This window comes from Massilia sp. METH4, assembly GCF_037094685.1.
Classification (GTDB): Bacteria; Pseudomonadota; Gammaproteobacteria; order Burkholderiales; family Burkholderiaceae_D; genus Rugamonas.
This window is the reverse complement of sequence record NZ_CP146614.1, coordinates 5,724,091-5,741,255: the sequence shown is the minus strand read 5'-3', so window position 1 is coordinate 5,741,255 and position 17,165 is coordinate 5,724,091. Positions and strand designations below refer to the sequence as shown.

At 65.7% G+C, this 17,165-nt stretch carries 15 protein-coding genes; 10 read left to right on the top strand and 5 right to left on the bottom strand.

Features of this window, described 5'->3' with window-relative positions; genetic code table 11:
- Positions 1 to 22 precede the first annotated feature (22 nt).
- The gene (locus V6Z91_RS25155) at positions 23 to 2,389 is read left to right on the top strand and encodes a glycoside hydrolase family 2 TIM barrel-domain containing protein (protein WP_338762700.1); all 2,367 of its coding nucleotides are present in this window, start codon (positions 23 to 25) and stop codon (positions 2,387 to 2,389) included.
- 39 nt (positions 2,390 to 2,428) lie between these two features.
- Here V6Z91_RS25155 and V6Z91_RS25150 read toward each other — a convergent pair whose 3' ends face one another.
- A complete protein-coding gene (locus V6Z91_RS25150) occupies positions 2,429 to 3,172 on the bottom strand; it encodes an SDR family oxidoreductase (protein ID WP_338762698.1) in 744 nt (247 codons plus the stop codon).
- A 108-nt stretch (positions 3,173 to 3,280) separates the two neighbouring features.
- Between V6Z91_RS25150 and V6Z91_RS25145 the strand changes: the two genes are divergently transcribed.
- The 4 genes from V6Z91_RS25145 to dmeF all read left to right on the top strand — a co-directional run bounded on the left by V6Z91_RS25145 (position 3,281) and on the right by dmeF (position 5,737).
- Positions 3,281 to 4,210 carry a LysR family transcriptional regulator gene (locus tag V6Z91_RS25145; protein ID WP_338762696.1) on the top strand — a complete coding sequence of 310 codons (930 nt, stop codon included), beginning with the start codon at positions 3,281 to 3,283 and terminating at the stop codon, positions 4,208 to 4,210.
- A gap of 82 nt (positions 4,211 to 4,292) precedes the next feature.
- Positions 4,293 to 4,568 carry a metal/formaldehyde-sensitive transcriptional repressor gene (locus tag V6Z91_RS25140; RefSeq protein WP_338762694.1) on the top strand — a complete coding sequence of 92 codons (276 nt, stop codon included), beginning with the start codon at positions 4,293 to 4,295 and terminating at the stop codon, positions 4,566 to 4,568.
- Between the two features lie 5 nt (positions 4,569 to 4,573).
- Positions 4,574 to 4,750 (top strand): DUF1289 domain-containing protein, encoded by a 177-nt coding sequence (locus tag V6Z91_RS25135; protein WP_338762692.1) that lies wholly within the window; start codon positions 4,574 to 4,576, stop codon positions 4,748 to 4,750.
- Positions 4,751 to 4,780: 30 nt separating this feature from the next.
- Entirely contained in the window at positions 4,781 to 5,737 is a 957-nt protein-coding gene (gene dmeF, locus V6Z91_RS25130; RefSeq protein ID WP_338762690.1) for a CDF family Co(II)/Ni(II) efflux transporter DmeF, read from the top strand.
- Positions 5,738 to 5,951: 214 nt separating this feature from the next.
- On the opposite strand, the gene V6Z91_RS25125 is transcribed toward dmeF, so the two are convergent.
- Positions 5,952 to 6,275: an SMI1/KNR4 family protein gene (locus V6Z91_RS25125; protein ID WP_338762688.1), complete on the bottom strand. Its 324-nt coding sequence runs from the start codon at positions 6,273 to 6,275 to the stop codon at positions 5,952 to 5,954.
- Between the two features lie 224 nt (positions 6,276 to 6,499).
- Here V6Z91_RS25125 and V6Z91_RS25120 point away from each other — a divergent pair, with 224 nt between their 5' ends.
- Both V6Z91_RS25120 and V6Z91_RS25115 read left to right on the top strand, forming a co-directional pair.
- Positions 6,500 to 6,952 carry a DUF1801 domain-containing protein gene (locus V6Z91_RS25120; protein WP_338762685.1) on the top strand — a complete coding sequence of 151 codons (453 nt, stop codon included), beginning with the start codon at positions 6,500 to 6,502 and terminating at the stop codon, positions 6,950 to 6,952.
- Positions 6,953 to 7,028: 76 nt separating this feature from the next.
- The gene (locus V6Z91_RS25115; RefSeq protein WP_338762682.1) at positions 7,029 to 9,002 is read left to right on the top strand and encodes a PEP-CTERM sorting domain-containing protein; all 1,974 of its coding nucleotides are present in this window, start codon (positions 7,029 to 7,031) and stop codon (positions 9,000 to 9,002) included.
- Positions 9,003 to 9,118: 116 nt separating this feature from the next.
- Here V6Z91_RS25115 and V6Z91_RS25110 read toward each other — a convergent pair whose 3' ends face one another.
- Positions 9,119 to 10,159, bottom strand: coding sequence for a glycoside hydrolase family 43 protein (locus tag V6Z91_RS25110; protein ID WP_338762680.1), 1,041 nt, complete (start codon positions 10,157 to 10,159; stop codon positions 9,119 to 9,121).
- A gap of 24 nt (positions 10,160 to 10,183) precedes the next feature.
- A complete protein-coding gene (locus V6Z91_RS25105; protein ID WP_338762678.1) occupies positions 10,184 to 11,671 on the bottom strand; it encodes a glycoside-pentoside-hexuronide (GPH):cation symporter in 1,488 nt (495 codons plus the stop codon).
- A gap of 437 nt (positions 11,672 to 12,108) precedes the next feature.
- On the opposite strand from V6Z91_RS25105, the gene V6Z91_RS25100 reads away from it, so the two are divergent.
- From V6Z91_RS25100 to gudD, 3 genes are all read left to right on the top strand, one after another.
- Positions 12,109 to 12,993: a LysR family transcriptional regulator gene (locus tag V6Z91_RS25100; RefSeq protein WP_338762675.1), complete on the top strand. Its 885-nt coding sequence runs from the start codon at positions 12,109 to 12,111 to the stop codon at positions 12,991 to 12,993.
- A gap of 215 nt (positions 12,994 to 13,208) precedes the next feature.
- Complete coding sequence (locus tag V6Z91_RS25095; RefSeq protein ID WP_338762672.1) at positions 13,209 to 14,567, top strand: MFS transporter; 1,359 nt, start codon at positions 13,209 to 13,211, stop codon at positions 14,565 to 14,567.
- 22 nt (positions 14,568 to 14,589) lie between these two features.
- The gene (gene gudD, locus V6Z91_RS25090) at positions 14,590 to 15,930 is read left to right on the top strand and encodes a glucarate dehydratase (protein ID WP_338762669.1); all 1,341 of its coding nucleotides are present in this window, start codon (positions 14,590 to 14,592) and stop codon (positions 15,928 to 15,930) included.
- Between the two features lie 336 nt (positions 15,931 to 16,266).
- Here the strand turns inward: gudD and V6Z91_RS25085 are convergent, their stop codons facing one another.
- A complete protein-coding gene (locus tag V6Z91_RS25085) occupies positions 16,267 to 17,133 on the bottom strand; it encodes a CPBP family intramembrane glutamic endopeptidase (RefSeq protein ID WP_338762666.1) in 867 nt (288 codons plus the stop codon).
- Positions 17,134 to 17,165: the final 32 nt, after the last annotated feature.

Below are 17,165 nucleotides of genomic sequence, written 5' to 3'. Positions count from 1 at the left end.
CAACAACCACACATCGAGACGCATGACCACTTTCCGCAACCTCGCATTTTGCTCCCCCAATTTCGCCCCGCGCCACCTGGCGCGCACGACGCTGGCCACGACGTTGGCAATCACGCTGGCGCTCGCAGCCAATGCCCACGCCGCCACCGCCAGCCTGAACGACGCCTGGCAGTTTTATCGCGACGAAGCCAGGACCATCGCCGGCGCCGAGCAGGTGCCGGCCGGCGCCTGGTCCACCGTGAATCTGCCGCACGCCGCCAAGATCGAGCCGCGCGTGCCCACGGCGCCGTGGCAGGGTACCGTCTTCTACAAGAAAACCTTCGACGCGGCGCTGCAGCCGGGCGAGCGGGCGATCCTGCGGTTCGAGGCGGTCATGAACGTGGCCGACGTCTGGCTGAACGGCAAGCACCTGGGCCAACACCTGGGCGGCTACCTGCCCTTCGCGTTCGACGTGACCGAGTTGTTGAAGGCGGGCGAAAAGAACGAAGTCATCGTTCGCGCGAACAACGAAGATAACGCTATCACCGGCCCCAAGCCGCTGAAGGACCTCGACTACATCCAGCATGGCGGCATGTACCGCGGCGTGAGCCTGATCACCAAGCCGGCCGTGCACATCACCGATGAAATGCTGGCGGCCACGCCGGCCGGCGGCGGCGTGTTCGTCACCTTCCCGCAGGTGGACAAGGCGCAGGCCACGGTTCAGGTGAAGAGCGAAGTCAGGAACACGTCAAAGACTGCGCGTACTGTCACGGTGCGCAACACGCTGGCGTGGCAGGGCAAGGAAATCGCCCGGTCCGAACAGAAGGTCACCCTGAAGGCGGACGAACGCCGCCACGTGACGATGCCGCTGAAGGTGGCCCAGCCGAACCTGTGGTCGCCGCAGGCGCCGAACCTGCACGAGCTCGTAACCGCTGTCGTCGGGGAAGGCGCCGGCGACGCCGTGAAAACCCGCATCGGCATCCGCCGTTTGGCCTTCGACAGGAACCACAAGCTGCTGCTGAACGGCGAGCCGCTGCAGCTGCGCGGCGTGAATCGCCACCAGGAATACCCGCACGTCGGCTACGCGCTGTCCCCGCAGGCCGAGTACCGCGACGCGCTGTTGATCAAGAAGTACGGCTTCGACTACATCCGTCTTTCGCACTACCCGCAGTCGCCCGCGTTCATGGACGCGGCCGATGAACTGGGCCTGCTGGTCATCCCGGGGGTGCCGGGCTGGCAGTTCTTCAACAAGGACCCGGCATTCGCGAAGCAGGTGATCAAGACCTGCGAGGACATGATCCGCCGCGACCGCAACCACGCCAGCGTGCTGGCCTGGGAATGCTCGCTGAACGAAACGGCCATGCCGGACGCCTTCGTCGACACGCTGCACAAGACCGTGCACAAGGAATATCCGGGCGAGGGCGTGTATTCGGTGGGCTGGCTGCCCCGTGCCTACGACATCTACATGCAGGCGCGCCAGCACCGGATCGGCGACAAGCATCCGCTGCCACGCAAGCCGCTGATCGTCTCCGAATACGGCGACTGGGAATACTACGCGATGAACGCGGGCTTCAACCAGGGCGCCTGGGCCGACCTGAAGCCGGCCGACCGATCCAGCCGCCAGCTGCTGGGGCAGGGCGAAAAGCACCTGCTGCAGCAGGCCACCAACGTGGCCGAGGCGCACGACGACAATTTCAACACCCCGGCCTTCGCCGACGGCTACTGGGTGATGTTCGACTACACGCGCGGCTATGCGCCGGACCTGGAAGCTTCGGGCGTGATGAGCATCGACCGCCTCCCGAAGTTCGCGGCCGAGTTCTTCCGTTCTCAACGCGACGCGAACCAGGCTTCCGCGCCATGGGGCGGCGGCCCGATGGTCTTCATCGCCAGTTACTGGACGCCCGAATCGTCGCCACGCGTGCGCGTGTACACGAACGCCGAGGAAGTGGAACTGCGCCTGAACGGCAAGACGGTGGCGCGGCAAAAGGCTGCGCCGTCGCGCACGCATCCGAACCTGAAGCACCCGCCGGTGGAATTCGATACCGGCCGCTTCGAGGCCGGCGAACTGGCCGCCATCGCCTACACGGGCGGCAAGCCCGTGGCCGAGCACAAGGTGCGCACGCCGGGCGAGCCGGTGAAGCTGGACGTGGCGCTGGACGACATGGGCGTGCCCCCAACCGTGGGCGACCTGCTGTTCGCGCGCGCCCGCTTCGTGGACGCCAACGGCACCACGGTGCCCACCAACGGCCAGGCCGTCACCTTCACGGCCGATCCGGGCTATGAAGTGATTCACAGTCCGCAGGCCACGTCCGAAGCGGGCATCGCCAGCGTGCTGGTGCGCGTGGTGCAGCCGAACGGTACGCTGTCGGCCGGCGCCGGCAAGTTGCAGGGCGCGCTGGCGCCCCGTTGAGCGTCGGTGAAGCGCCGGTCGGGTCGGCGCTTCACCGCGCTAGGCCGCGAAACCGCCGTCGATCAGCAGGTCGGCGCCGGTGACGAAGGCCGCTTCCGGGCCGGCCAGCCATGCGATCAGCGCGGCCACCTCGTCCGGCTGGCCGTGCCGCTGCAGCGCCATCATGCCGTGCAGCGTTTCCGCAAAAGCGCTGGTGGCGGGATTCATGTCGGTATCGATCGGCCCCGGCTGCACATTGTTGACGGTAATGCCGCGCGGCCCCAGGTCGCGCGCCAGGCCCTTGGCCAGGCCGGTCAACGCCGACTTGCTCATCGCGTAGGGCGCGAAACCGGCGAACGGCACGCGCAGCGCGACGTTGCTGCTGACGTTGATGATGCGTCCGCCCTCGCGCATGTGCCGCGCCGCGGCCTTCGCGGCGACGAATACGGCGCGCACATTGACCGCTAGTGTCCGGTCGAAATCCTCGAGCGTGAATTCCTCCACGCCGGCCGCCTGGAACACGCCGGCGCTGTTGACCAGGATATCGAGGCGCCCGAACCTTTCGGCCACGGCATCGACCGCGCGTGCCAGCGCTGCCGCATCGGTGGCATCCGCATGGATCGCCAGCGCGGTGCCGCCGGCGCCCTCGATGTCGGCGGCCAATGCCCCGGCGGCCGCCTCGGACGCTGCATAGCCGATCGCCACGCGCGCCCCGTCCCGCGCCAGCCGGCGTGCGGTGGCGGCGCCGATGCCGCGCGAACCGCCGTTGATGAAGGCAATTTTCCCCTGTAATACCTTGTGCATGGTGCTGTCCTTTCGTCAATGGGATGGGCACAGTATCGCAACGGCGATTCGGTAGCGGTAGCCAAAGAATGCGCAGTCCAGTTTCAACCGGCGGTATAAAATAGTTGCGTGGATACCGAACTGAGCAGCTACCTGGACGCCTTCCTGGCCGCCGCCGACGAGCGCGGCTTTTCCGCCGCCGCGCGGCGCCTCGGGGTCACGCCGGCGGCGGTAAGCAAGAGCGTGGCGCGCCTGGAAGCGCGGCTCGGGGTGCGCCTGTTCCAGCGCAGCACGCGCAGCCTTGCGCTGACCACCGATGGCGCGCGCCTGTATGACCAGGTGCGCCAGCCGTGGAGCGAGATCGGCGATGCGCTCGCCGGGCTGCGCCAGGGGGCCGGCAAGCCGGCCGGCACGCTGAAGGTGTCGCTCGCCTACGGGGTGGGGCACCGCTACTTCGTGCCCCTAATCGATGAATTCGTGCGGCGTTTTCCCGCCGTGCTGCCCGACCTGCACTTCGACAACCGCCAGGTCGACCTGGTGGCCGAAGGCTACGATGTGGCGATCGGTGGCGGCATCGAGCTGAGCGAGGCGGTGATCGCGCGCGAACTGGCGCAGGTGGCCATTGTGCTGGCCGCCGCGCCAGCCTATCTGCGCGACTATCCGGCACCAGCCACGCCCGCCGACCTGGCCCGGCACCGTGGCGTGTTGCGACGTGCGCTGGGGTCGGGCCGGCTCCTTCCCTGGCGCCTGCGCAACGCCGCCGGCGATGAAGCGATGGCCGCCGTGCGCGCGACGGCCGTGCTGGACGATCCGGATGCCATGGCGCGTGCCGCCGCGTACGGCATGGGCATCGCGCTGCTGCCGCTGCCGCACGCGCTGCCGCTGCTCGATAGCGGCGACCTGGTGCGCGTGCTGCCGGACTGGCACGCGCCGCCACGCCCCCTGTCCATCTATTACTCGAGCCGCCGGCTGGTGCCGGCAAAGGTGCGCGCGTTCGTCGACTTCATCGTCGCGCAGTTCCGCACCGGACCTCTCCGAGGCCGCTTCGAAAGCGCCTGACGTAGCGCTTCCTGGGCGGTTAGCTGGCCGGCAGGCGTCAGGTCTGATAACATACCCCCTTACCCTATATCGAAAGTATCCGTTGTCCCACACCGCGAAAGAAAAAGCGAAGCTGCTGGCCCGCGTGCGGCGCCTGCGCGGCCAGGTCGAGGCCGTCGAGCGCGCCCTCGAGGCGGAAGCCGGCTGCGCCGAGGTGCTGCACCTCCTGGCCGCCAGCCGCGGCGCGATGAACGGGCTGGTGGCCGAGATCATCGGCGACCACGTGCGCGAGCACGTCGCGGCACACGACCTGTCCGAGACCGCCCGTGCCGAGGGCGCCGGGCAATTGCTGGAAGTGATCCGCACGTATATGAAGTAGGCATCATGGCTGTGAAATCCCCCTGCATCGAACTGTGCCGCTTCGACGGCAAGACCGGCTTCTGCACCGGCTGCATGCGCACCCTTGCCGAGGCGCGCGAGTGGAAGAAGATGACCGACCACCGCAAGCACCAGGTCATCAACGACCGCGCCCGGCGCGAACGCAAGCTGGCCACGCCCTGACGCCGCGCACGACAACACCCTGGAACCGCCATGCAAGACCTGACCCATCACCCGCGCGGCCACAAGCTGGCGCACGACCACGTTTACGATTCCAGCAGCCATGCGGCGGAACGGGGCACCCGGCTCGTCATGTGGATCACCGCCGCCATGATGGTCGTCGAGATCGCCGCGGGCTGGTGGTTCAACTCGATGGCGCTGCTGGCCGACGGCTGGCACATGAGTTCCCACGCGCTGGCGATCGGCCTTTCCGCCTTCGCCTACGCGGCGGCGCGCAAGTATGCGCGCGATCCGCGGTTCGCCTTCGGCACGTGGAAGATCGAGATCCTGGCCGGCCACACGAGCGCGGTGTTCCTGCTGGGGATCGCGGCGCTGATGGCGATCGGTTCGGTCGAGCGCATCTTCGCGCCGGAACCGATCCATTACCAGGAGGCGATCGTGATCGCCGCGATCGGCCTCGTCGTCAACATCGTGTGTGCCGTCATCCTGGGCGGCGCCCACCATCACCACGGCCATGACCACGGCCACCATCATCATGGGCACGATCACGGCCATCACCATCACCACGACCTGAACCTGAAGGCCGCCTATGTGCACGTGATCGCGGATGCCGCGACCTCCGCGCTGGCAATCGGCGCGCTGGCAGGCGGTTGGGCCTTCGGCTGGTCGTGGCTCGACCCGGCCATGGGCATCGTGGGCGCCGTGCTGGTGGCCGTGTGGGCGAAGAACCTGATCGTCGAGACGGGCAAGGTATTGCTCGACCGGGAGATGGATGCGCCCGTGGTTCAGGAGATCCGCGAAGTGGTGGCCGAAGCGGGGCGTGCGCAGCTTACCGACCTGCACGTCTGGCGCGTTGGCAAGGAGTTCTATTCATGCGCGCTGACGGTGGTGACCGACGACCCGGCGCTCACGCCTGCCCGGCTGCGGGAAATGTTGAGCATTCATGAAGAGATCGTGCACTCCACGATCGAAGTGCACCACGGCCGATAGGCTGGCCGTTGCTCGGGCTACTTTTCAATGATCGCTTCCGGCCGCTTCCGGCCGGTCGAGCTGGCATACGATACGCTACGGTGAAACCGCGGGCGCACCGAAAAGTGTAATTTCGGTTGCTCTTGGGCGATCTCGGCCGTTGGCTGGAGCATAGCAGGTTGCCACGCTGGAAAGGTCGCGGCATGTCACAAAGGCAGCTTCCGCCCCATTGCGGTCATTCAGCGTCCAGTTCGAACGTTCCGGCGAACTCGGCGAACGAGTGAGCAATTTTGATGGCCTGCTCCGCTTCCATGCCGATCAACGAGATCATGTAGACAGCACCATTTGCATCGAAGGCGAATACCTCACCACCACCATTTCCTGCAAAGGCAAGGAAACCAGGCGCGTAGACGTCCATTTCGATTGCTTTGTTTTCCTGGGGGATGTCCATAATGGCCCAAAGTTCGACATAGCCTGGACTATCGTTACGGGTGAACCCTTCGAACAATCCGTACTCGGCAATGAAGTGTTTCAAATCGTCTGGGAGGGTGACAGTCATAGTTAGCGGAAAAATTTGAACGGCCGCTTCTGGCCGAAAGCAGCCAGTCGGATTGCCAAAGTGTACGAGAATGTTGCTCCATGGACAAGCGCGAGGTCGTGGAACGCGTTCGAAGCCACATGCACCTTCGCGGTGTGGCTCGCCCCCGCCTGGGGAGCAGTCCTCCCTTTGCATGACGCCACCATTGCGCTAATCTTGCCATTCGACACTCGGGGGAGCACGCGATGGCTGATAAACGATCTGCAAGGCCGCCAGCGCCGGCCACCGATCCGGCGCAGCCCGTGTTGCTTTCCGGTGGCAATCCACAGATCCCGAAGGGCGACGGCGACGGCCCCGTGCAAGCCTACATCGCCGCGATGCCCGGCTGGAAAAGCGCGGTCGGCAAGCAACTCGATACGCTGATCGAGCGCACCGTGCCCGGCGTGCGCAAGGCGGTGAAATGGAACTCGCCGCTGTATGGCGTCGACGGCCGCAGTTTCTTCCTCGGGTATCACTGCTTCGCGCGCTATATCAAGGTGTCGTTCTTCCAGGGGGCGTCGCTGGACCCGCTGCCGCCGGTGGCGTCGAAGAGCCCGGGCGTGCGGTATTACCACATCCACGAGGACGATGCGCTGGACGAAGCCTTGCTGGCCGCGTGGATACGCCAGGCAGCGGCCTTGCCGGGCTGGGTGCCATAGAAGCAAGGGGTGGGTGTCACACGGTTGTCATTTTGGTAGTTTAACTTTGACAACTATTATTTTCCGGAGCCCACCGATGTCCCCTTCCTCGAAACTTTGCAGCCGTACCGGCCTGCCGTTCAACGCCATGATGCTGGCCGTCGCGCTGGCGAGCCCCGCGCTGGCGAGCGCCGCCTCGTTTACCATCGCAACGGGCAGCACCACGGCGCAGACACTGGGCCCCGGCAGCGGCCAGGTGGGCGTGGTGGGAGCGGCGGGCTCGCTGACGGTCGGCGGCTCCGCAGTGGCCTTGGCCGTGACCGGCGATAGCGCCACGCTGAACAACCTGGGCACGATCGCGCAAACCGGTAGCGGCCGTGCCGTGCGCGCCAGCGGCGCCGTGCAGGAGTTCGTGATCAACAACGGCAGCGCGACGAATGCCACGGCGCTGATCCGTACCGCGGATGCGGACGTAGTGCAGCTCAATGCGCCCGCTTCCTCCGTTACGCTGAACAATTACGGCTCGCTGGTCTCGCTGAACGCCTCGGCGGGCGGCGCGCAGGCCGTCGACTTCAACGCCGTCACGGGCGCGAACACGATCAACAACTACGCGGGCGGCCTGCTGCTGGCCAACGAGGCCGATGCCGTGCGCCCCGGTGCAAATGGCGTGGTGTTCAACGCCGGCACGATCCGCTCGGTGACGGCGACGGGAGCCAGCAGCGACGGCATCGATGGCCAGGAGCACAGCGGCATCCGCGTCACCAATGCGGCGACGGGGCTGATCGATGCGGGCCGGCATGGCATCACGTTCGAGCAGAAGAACGCCAACACCGCTTCGACGCTGGACCTGACGAACCTGGCCGGCGGCATCGTGCGCGGCAACGACGGCTCGGGCATCAATGTGGACGGCTTCAACGGCCGGCAAGTGGTCACGATCGTCAACGCCGGGCTGATTTCCGGGAATGGCGTGACTGGTGACGGCGACGGCGTCGACGTCGACGGCCTGGTGAACATCGTCAACAGCGGCACGATCCGTTCCCTGAACGCGGTGGAAGCGTCCGGCACGGCCTTCAGCGAGGGTATCTCGGCGGGCGGTGGCACCATCGTCAACACGGGCACCATCGAAGGGCTGGTCGCTGCCGGCAACGCGAACGCGGTGGGCCGCGGCATCACGCTGGCCGGCAACGATATCGAGAACGGCCCGCTGGCCGGCACGCGCGAAGGCCTGTATGGCAACGCGGCGATCGTCAATCACGCCGGCGGCGTGATCCGCGGGCAAGGCGATTCGGCCATCGCTGTCACCGGCGGCGCGGCCAGCGGCTACACGGTCGCCATCGACAACCGGGCCGGCGGCACGATCCGCGGCGGCGGTTCGGCGAGCGCGGCAATCGTCACCAATGCCGACGACGCCTTCATCACGAATGCCGGCACCATCGACGGGGCCAGCAGCGGCCGCGCCATCGCCTTCGGCGGCGGCGACGACACGCTGTTGATCAGTGGCGGCAATGCCGTGGTGCTGGGGAGCGTCGATGGCGGCGGCGGCACCAATGCGTTCGTGACCGATGCGGGCGCCGGCAACGCCTTTGCCTACGCCGGCGCGATCGCGAACTTTGCGCGCGTCGAACTCAAGAGCGGAACGCTGACCCTGAGTGGCGCGGGCGTGACCGGCGCGAATACGGCGCTGGTGCTGGCCGGCGGCACGCTGGACTTGACCGGCGCGGCCGCGCAGACCTTCGCCAGCCTGTCGCTGGCCGACAGCTCGGCCATCGTGCTCGGCGGCGGCGCCCTGACGTTCAATGGGCTGGGCGCGATTGCCGGCGGCGAGACGCTGGCCATCACGCACGAAGGCGGCGGCTATACGCTGCGCTTCCTGGGTGACTACGTGGGAGATGCGGCCTTCATGCAATTGATGGGCGCGACGACGATCGACAGCCTGGCGGTCACGTACGGCTTCGATGGCACGTACACGAATGTGAGCGCGGTGCCGGAGCCGGGGATGGCGGGGATGATGCTGGGCGGGCTGGGGATCCTGGCCGCGGTGGCGCGGCGGAGGAAATCCCTGGTGGCTTGATTTTGCCACCGACGCATGAGAAAACCTGTGTCTGACACCATTTTCCGCAGGAAAATGGTGCCAGACACAGATGCTCAGCGGCTGGCGGCCGCCGAGCTCGACGTGCCGAGGACCCGTCAGGCGATATCGACGTCCTGGTTCGCTTCCCCATACGGATACAGCGTGACGATCTTCCCTTCGTCGTCATAGCGCAGCTCCGCTACCTTCACCGAGCGCAGGTGCGTGACCCCGCCGGACAGGCTGCTGTCGTGGTAGAACAGGAACCAGCGGCCATCGACTTCCACGATCGAGTGGTGCGTGGTCCAGCCGATCACCGGCGTGAGGATCTTGCCCTGGTACGTGAACGGGCCATAGGGATTGTCGGCGGTTGCGTAGCACAGGAAGTGCGTGTCGCCGGTGGAGTACGAGAAGTAGTACTTGCCGTCGTACTTGTGCATCCACGGCCCTTCGAAGTAGCGGCGGTCGTGGTCGCCGGCCAGCAGTTCCTTGCCGTCTTCGTCGAGGATGACGACGGGGCGGGGCGCTTCGGCGAACTGCTTCATGTCCGCCGAGAGGCGCGCCACGCGCGCGGTCAGCGCCGGTTCATGGTCGGCCGGTTCCTCATTGCCCGCGTCGAAGCGGTTGTCGCGGTACTTCTGCAACTGGCCGCCCCAGATGCCGCCGAAGTACATATAGTGTTCGCCCCCATCCTCGAACACGCACGGGTCGATCGAGTAGGAACCCTCGATCGGCGCTGCTTCCGGCGTGAACGGGCCGGTCGGGCTGCCTGATACCGCCACGCCGATCTGGAAGATGCCGTCGGCGCGCTTGGCGGGGAAGTACAGGTAGTACTTGCCGTCCTTGCGGGCAGCGTCCGGCGCCCACATCTGGCGCGCCGCCCACGGCACGTCCTTCACGTGCAGCGCCACGCCGTGGTCCGTCACCTCGCCATCGGGCCGGTCCATCGAGAAGACGTGGTAGTCCTCCATGGCGAAATGGTCGCCGTTGTCGTTGAAGGGAATGCCCGCCTCGATATCGTGCGACGGGTAGATATAGATGCGGCCGTCGAACACGTGGGCCGACGGGTCGGCCGTGTAGAGGTGCGTGACGAGCGGTTGCGAGATCGCGCTGCCTTTCAGCTGTTCCACGCGGTCCAGGGTTTCCTTATTGTCTGCCATGTCGTTCTTGTGTGATGGTGATAGTTATTGCTGGGCGGCGGCGCGGCGCAGGCCCAGTTCCTGTTCGATCGTGCGCTCGGTCGATTTCCTGATTTCGTAGAATGCCAGGCTGCCGACCGCGATCAGGAAGGGAATCGCGGCGTACAGGCTGACGGACAGGCGGATGCCGTCGGCCACAGCCGGCGCCTGTGCCGCCTGGGTCGCGTCGTAGCCGACCACCGACAGCAGGGCGGCCACCAGCGCGCCGCCGATCGACAGGCCCGCCTTCAGGCCGAAGATCATGGCCGAGAACAGCAGCGCGGTGGCGCGGCGGTTGTTCTTCCATTCCGAGTAGTCGGCCACGTCGGCGATCATGGCCCACAGCAGCGGGATCGTGATGCCGTAGAAGAAGCCGTGCAGCAGCTGCGACACGAATACCAGGCCGATCGACGTGGGCGCGTAGAAGTAGAACGCCAGCATGAACAGCGTGGAGATGAACAGGGCGACGCCGAACACCTCGCGCTTGCCGAACCGGTCGGCGAGCGGGCGCGAGAAGCCGATACCGACGATCATCATCACGATGCCGATCGCATTGAACACGCTGAAGGCGGAGGTGGGCGCGTCTTCGGGCCACTGGAAGGCAGTGAGTCCCATGCCGGCCAGCACGGCGTTCAGGCCGGCGATGAAGCCGTTGAAGCCCACATCCTGCAGGAAGGTGGCCAGGTGCGCGCTCGAAAGGTAGCTGCGGAAGTAATAGATGTACATGCCGCCCTTCAGGGCCAGCGTGATGAATACGAGGATCGTCACCGTCAGCATCACCATCCAGGGGCGATTGCGCAGCAGGTCCGTGATGTCCTGGCCGATGCTGGAACGCTGCGCCGCCGTCGGCACGATACGCTCGCGCGTCGTGAAGAACGTGATGAGGAAGCAGATGGTGCCGGCGATCGCGAAGATCACCATGGTGTTGCGGAAGCCGACGACCTTGTCGCCGTCGCCCAGGATCAGCACCAGCGGCAGCAGCAGCACCTGGATGATGAACTGCGCCACCATCACGGCCACGAAGCGATAGGCCGACAGGCTGTTACGCTCCGACATGCTGCCGGTGAGGACGCCGGACAGCGCCGAGTAGGGCAGGTTGTTGGCCGAGTACACCAGCATCAGCAGCACGTAGGTGAGGGAGGCGTAGATGATCTTGCCGTCCGGGCCCAGGTCGGGCGTGCTGAACGCGAGGATGGCGATCAGGCCGAACGGGATCGACGTCCACAGGATCCACGGGCGGAACTTGCCCCAGCGGGTCACCGTGCGGTCGGCGATCAGCCCCATCAGCGGATTGAAGCAGGCGCCCACGATGCCGCCGGCGAAGATGATCGTGGCAGCGGCGTTGGCCGATACCTTGAACACGTCGGTATAGAAGAAGGCGATGAAGGTGAGCAGGGTCTGGAAGATCAGGTTCGCGGCCAGGTCGCCCAGGCAGTAACCGACCTTTTCCACCACCGAGAGGCGGCCGGCGACAGGGTGTTGCACGTTGGTCATGATGTCTCGCTTTATCGTTATGAGGTTGTAACACTCGCGTTATCGCAAATGAATAGCGCAACCATTACTCTATGTTAGCCGATAAAAACTTATCGTTGGAATATTTTTGGTTGCGCTACCGATCACGCGTCTGTTAAAAGCAGGACAGTTATTCACGGAACTTATCTGTGTCATGCGGGAAATAAAGTGGCGGGATGGCTTGGGGCATGGGAAGATGCACCCGTCTCCTCCAATCTCTCCGAGAATTGGAATTCGCCGGCCCCGAGCCGGCATTTTTTTTGCCTGAATGTTGCCTTGAAAATGGGGACGTACCCCATTTTCCGGGAAAGATTGCCGCGAAAATGGGGGCTGTCCCCATTTTTCCGGCAACATTGCGGGTTGCGGCGGCGGGCGCGCCAGACGAGAATGGCGGCTTCGCAGCGCTCCCCTACATCGATATGTTCGAAATTAGCCAGCTCCGCTGCTTTGTCGCCGTGGCCGAAGAATTGCACTTCAGCCGGGCCGCCGAGCGCCTGAACATGACGCAGCCGCCGCTGTCGCGCCAGATCCGCCTGCTCGAGCACCACGTGGGCGCGCAACTGCTGGAGCGGAACAGCCGCACCGTGCGGCTGACGGCGGCGGGCCGGGCGTTCTTTCCCGAGGCGGCGCGCATCCTGCGCATGGCCGAGGAGGCCGCGTTCACCGCGCGGCGCGCGGCGAAGGGCGACCAGGGCACCCTGGCGGTCGGCTTCACGTCCGCGTCCGGCTACAACCTGCTGCCGGAAGTGGTGCGCCGCCTGCGCGACCGGGCGCCCGGCATCTCGCTGACGCTGAAGGAACTGGTCAGCACCACGCAGGTGGAGATGCTGAACGCGGGCCAGCTCGACCTGGGCCTGATGCGCCCCCACCCGATCAATGCGGAACTGACCAGCAAGCGCATCGCCACCGAATCGCTGATGCTGGCGATCCCCGAAGCCGAGGCGGCGCTGTGGCCGGAGCACCCCACGCTGGCCGACCTGCACGGCAAGCCGTTCATCATGTATTCCCCCTACGAGGCGCGGCCGTTCCACCAGATGCTGACCGAGCGCTTCGCGCGCGAAGGCGTGGTGCCCGACATCGTGGAGCACATCGGCCAGGTGCACACGATGCTGGCGCTGGTGCGCGCCGGCATGGGCGTGGCGCTGATCGCGGCCGGCGCCGCGCGGCTCCATTTCGAAAGCATCGTGCTGCGCGAGGTGGCGACCGAACCCGTCGAGATGGTGTGCACCTACCGGCGCAGCAACGACAACCCGGTGCTGCAACTGTTCCTGCACGACGTGCTGCCCACCTTCGCCGACGCATGAGACAGCGATGCCTGTCCTGACTCGATCACGCACGCGATCGACGTGCCGTACGGGTTTTCACGTAGGGAAAGCGTAAATATCCCGGCTGACGGGCAGTACCCTGGCCGGGATCAGTAATACAAAATGTGAATAGGTGTCATCACACATTGGTTTGTTGGCCGGGCCCGGCGCGCATATGATCGTGCGGTGCAATCAGACCAACCATAGGAGACACCATGGATCACGCACCAACCGCGACCGTTGCCGCCGCGACCCAGACCCGCACCCGCACGCGCTGGACCATCCTGGCGATGCTGTTCGCCGTCACCACCATCAACTATGCCGACCGCGCGACGATCTCGATCGCCGGCCCGAACCTGAAGGCCGATCTCGGCCTGTCGGCCGTGGAGATGGGCTATGTCTTCTCGGCGTTCGCGTGGTCCTATGTGCTGGCCCAGCTGCCGGGCGGCTGGCTGCTGGACCGCTTCGGTTCGCGCATCACGTATTTCTTCAGTATCTTCCTGTGGTCGCTGTTCACGATGCTGACGGGTGCCGTCGGCTTCTTCACGGGCGGTGCCGCCGTGGCGCTGCTGTTCGCGCTGCGCCTGCTCGTCGGCGCTGCCGAGGCGCCTTCGTTCCCCGGCAACAGCCGCATCGCCTCGTCGTGGTTTCCCACCAATGAACGGGCCCTGGCCGCCGCCATCTTCAACTCGGCGCAGTATTTCGCCACCGTGCTGTTCGCCCCGATCATGGGCTGGCTGGTGCACACGTATGACTGGCACAGCGTGTTCTATGTGATGGGCGCGCTGGGTATCGGCCTGTCGTTCGTCTGGCTGAAGGTCATCCACGGCCCGCGCCAGCACCCTTCGATCAACGCGGCGGAGCTCCAGTACATCAAGGAAGGCGGCGCGCTGGTCGACCTGGAAACGGGCAAGCATGGCGCCGAGCCGAGCAAGGTCGACGTGTTCGCCGCCATCAAGGAATTGCTGGGCAACCGCATGCTGCTGGGCGTCTACGTGGCGCAGTACTGCATCACGACGCTGACCTACTTCTTCCTCACCTGGTTCCCCGTCTACCTCGTGCAGGAACGCGGCATGACGATCCTGAAGGCGGGCTTCGTGGCCTCGATGCCGGCGATCGCCGGTTTCCTGGGCGGCATCGTCGGCGGCTGGATGTCCGACCGCCTGGCCAGGTCGGGCTGCTCGCTGTCCGTCTCGCGCAAGGTGCCGATCGTGCTGGGCATGCTGCTGTCGATGAGCATGATCGGCTGTAACTACATCGAGACCGACATGCTGGTGGTGGCCGTGATGTCGCTGGCCTTCTTCGGCAAGGGCATCGGCGCGCTGGGCTGGGCCGTGGTGTCCGACACGTCGCCAAAGGAGGCGGGTGGCCTGTCCGGCGCGCTGTTCAACACCTTCGGCAATACCGCCGGCATCACCACGCCGATCGTCATCGGCTACATTGTGCAGAACACGGGTTCGTTCGCCGGCGCGCTGGTTTTCGTCGGCGCCAATGCCGCGGTCGCGATCTTCAGCTACCTGTTCATCGTGGGCGATATCAAGCGCGTCACGCTGACCAAATCCCTCGTCAAATAACCGTCCAATCAAGAGTACCAATATGACTACCTACATTTCCGGCGCCCCCATCGTCACCGACATGCGCGTGGTGCCCGTCGCGGGCCAGGACAGCATGCTGCTCAACCTCTCCGGCGCGCACGGCGCCTGGTTCACCCGCAATATCGTGATCCTGACGGACAGCGCGGGTAACACGGGCCTCGGCGAAGTGCCGGGCGGCGAGAAGATCCGCCAGACGCTGGAAGATGCCCGCGCGCTGGTGATCGGCAAGAGCCTGGGCGAATACAACAACATCCTGAACACGATGCGAAGCGTGTTCGCCGAGCGCGACTCCGCGGGCCGCGGCCTGCAGACCTTCGACCTGCGCATCACGATCCACGCCGTGACGGCGATGGAATCGGCGCTGCTCGACCTGCTGGGCCAGTTCATGAACGTGCCCGTGGCGGCGCTGCTGGGCGAAGGCCAGCAGCGCGACAAGGTCGAGATGCTCGGCTACCTTTTCTATGTCGGCGACCGCCGGAAGACGACGCTCGACTACCGCGCCGAACCCGATGCGGACGACGCCTGGTTCCGCGTGCGCAACGAAGAAGCACTCACGCCGGAAACGGTGGTGCGGCTGGCCGAGGCGGCACGCGAACGCTACGGCTTCAACGATTTCAAGCTGAAGGGCGGCGTGCTGAGCGCGGACGCCGAGATGGAAGCGATCGTCGCGTTGCACGAGCGCTTCCCGCAGGCGCGCGTGACCCTGGACCCGAATGGCGCCTGGTCGCTCCAGGAAGCGATCCGCGTGTGCCGCGACAAGCACGGCATCCTGGCCTACGCGGAAGACCCGTGCGGCGCCGAGAACGGTTTCTCCGGCCGCGAAGTGATGGCGGAATTCCGCCGCGCCACCGGGCTGCCGACGGCGACCAATATGATCGCCACCGACTGGCGTCAGATGGCCCACTCGATCCAGCTGCAATCGGTGGACATTCCGCTGGCCGACCCGCACTTCTGGACGATGCAGGGTTCCGTGCGCGTGGCCCAGTTGTGCCAGATGTTCGGCCTGACCTGGGGTTCGCACTCGAACAACCACTTCGACATTTCGCTGGCGATGTTCACGCACGTGGGCGCCGCGGCGCCGGGCAAGGTGACGGCAATCGACACGCACTGGATCTGGCAGGATGGCCAGCGCCTGACGAAGGAGCCCATGAAAATCGAGGGCGGTTTCGTCGCCATCCCGCAAAAGCCGGGCCTGGGCATCGAGCTCGATCCGGTGGAGCTGGAAAAGGCCCACCAGGCGTATAAGAACATGGGCCTGGGCGCGCGCGACGACGCGGCCGCCATGCAGTTCCTCGTGCCGGGCTGGAAATTCGATAACAAGAAGCCTTGCCTGGTGCGGTGATTGCGCCGGGCCATTATTCATGAGATTGATGGGCGCTATGCGGGAAATAAAGTGGCGCGATATCGCGCCGGATGAGATGATGTTTCCGTCTCCTCCAATCTCTACTTGAATTGGAATTTGCCGGCCTTGAGCCGGCATTTTTTTTGCGCTGCCCGCCAATCATTCACTGGCCTGATGGGAGGTATGCGGGAAATAAAGTAGCGCGATACCCGTTCGGATGAGATGATTCACCTGTCTCCTCCAATCTCTCTCCGAGAATTGGAATTTGCCGGCCCCGCGCCGGCATTTTTTTTGCCCGCGCGGCTTATTTGCTCACTTATCCGCTCACTTATCCGCTCACTTCAGCGCCGGATAGGTCAGCAGCACGAAGCGCCCCGCGTTCACGGCGAAATGCGTGAGGACCGCCGCTTCGATGCCGCCGCGGCGCCATGCGAGACCGTAGCCGATGCCGGCCAGCGTCGCGAGCGCGGCGAGTACCGGACCGCCGCCCAGGTGGGCGATCCCGAACAGCACCGAAGCCAGCGCCAGTGCGAGGGTGGCGCCATGCCGCCGGTCGCGCAGTGCATGTTCGAGGCGCCCCTGCACCAGCGCGCGGAAGAAGGCTTCCTCGGCCAGGCAGGTGACGAACAGGTTAAGCACCAGGAAGACGGGCGCTTCGGCCAGCCACTTCGGCTCGACAGCCGTGAAGCCGACGGCGACGCCGGTGCCGAGCACCACGACGGGTGTCAGCACGATCACGGGCCACGCGGTGCCGACGCGGCGCCAGGCGAGGGCTTCGCGCGCCGGCGCCGCGAAGGTGGCGCACAGCAGGATGCCGGCGGCCGCCTTGTCCAGGTTCAGGTACAGCGACACCGGCGCCGCGCCGGGGCTTACCTGCACGTCCTTGAACAGCAGGGGATTGGCGAAGCCCGGCACCGCGTGCAGGGCGAGGGCGAGCGAGAGAACGGCTATCGCCACCAGCAACACGCCCTGGACCACCCCTCCGTGCTGGCGCTGCCAGCCGAGGCACAGCGCCGCCAGTACCAGCACGGTTGCCGCACCAGCGGGGAGCAGGGCACCAACGACGAGCCCGACGAGGCAGGCGAGGAAAAGGCAGGGTGCCCAGGCTGGCCACCTTGCGGCGGGCGAGGGGAGCCACAGGGAGAGCGCGGCAAGCAGCCAGGCGGCGGCCAGGAAACAGGTCGGGGCAGGAATCGCGGTCATCTTGTCGGAATCACAATGGCGGGAGCGCCATG

Coding starts and splice junctions, on each gene's coding strand:
- gudD (WP_338762669.1), top strand. CDS start 14,590: ATGACTACCTACATTTCCGGCGCCCCCATCGTCACCGACATGCGCGTG.
- V6Z91_RS25155 (WP_338762700.1), top strand. CDS start 23: ATGACCACTTTCCGCAACCTCGCATTTTGCTCCCCCAATTTCGCCCCG.
- V6Z91_RS25150 (WP_338762698.1), bottom strand. CDS start 3,172: ATGCACAAGGTATTACAGGGGAAAATTGCCTTCATCAACGGCGGTTCG.
- V6Z91_RS25135 (WP_338762692.1), top strand. CDS start 4,574: ATGGCTGTGAAATCCCCCTGCATCGAACTGTGCCGCTTCGACGGCAAG.
- dmeF (WP_338762690.1), top strand. CDS start 4,781: ATGCAAGACCTGACCCATCACCCGCGCGGCCACAAGCTGGCGCACGAC.
- V6Z91_RS25125 (WP_338762688.1), bottom strand. CDS start 6,275: ATGACTGTCACCCTCCCAGACGATTTGAAACACTTCATTGCCGAGTAC.
- V6Z91_RS25110 (WP_338762680.1), bottom strand. CDS start 10,159: ATGGCAGACAATAAGGAAACCCTGGACCGCGTGGAACAGCTGAAAGGC.
- V6Z91_RS25085 (WP_338762666.1), bottom strand. CDS start 17,133: ATGACCGCGATTCCTGCCCCGACCTGTTTCCTGGCCGCCGCCTGGCTG.
- V6Z91_RS25115 (WP_338762682.1), top strand. CDS start 7,029: ATGTCCCCTTCCTCGAAACTTTGCAGCCGTACCGGCCTGCCGTTCAAC.
- V6Z91_RS25095 (WP_338762672.1), top strand. CDS start 13,209: ATGGATCACGCACCAACCGCGACCGTTGCCGCCGCGACCCAGACCCGC.
- V6Z91_RS25120 (WP_338762685.1), top strand. CDS start 6,500: ATGGCTGATAAACGATCTGCAAGGCCGCCAGCGCCGGCCACCGATCCG.
- V6Z91_RS25100 (WP_338762675.1), top strand. CDS start 12,109: ATGTTCGAAATTAGCCAGCTCCGCTGCTTTGTCGCCGTGGCCGAAGAA.
- V6Z91_RS25105 (WP_338762678.1), bottom strand. CDS start 11,671: ATGACCAACGTGCAACACCCTGTCGCCGGCCGCCTCTCGGTGGTGGAA.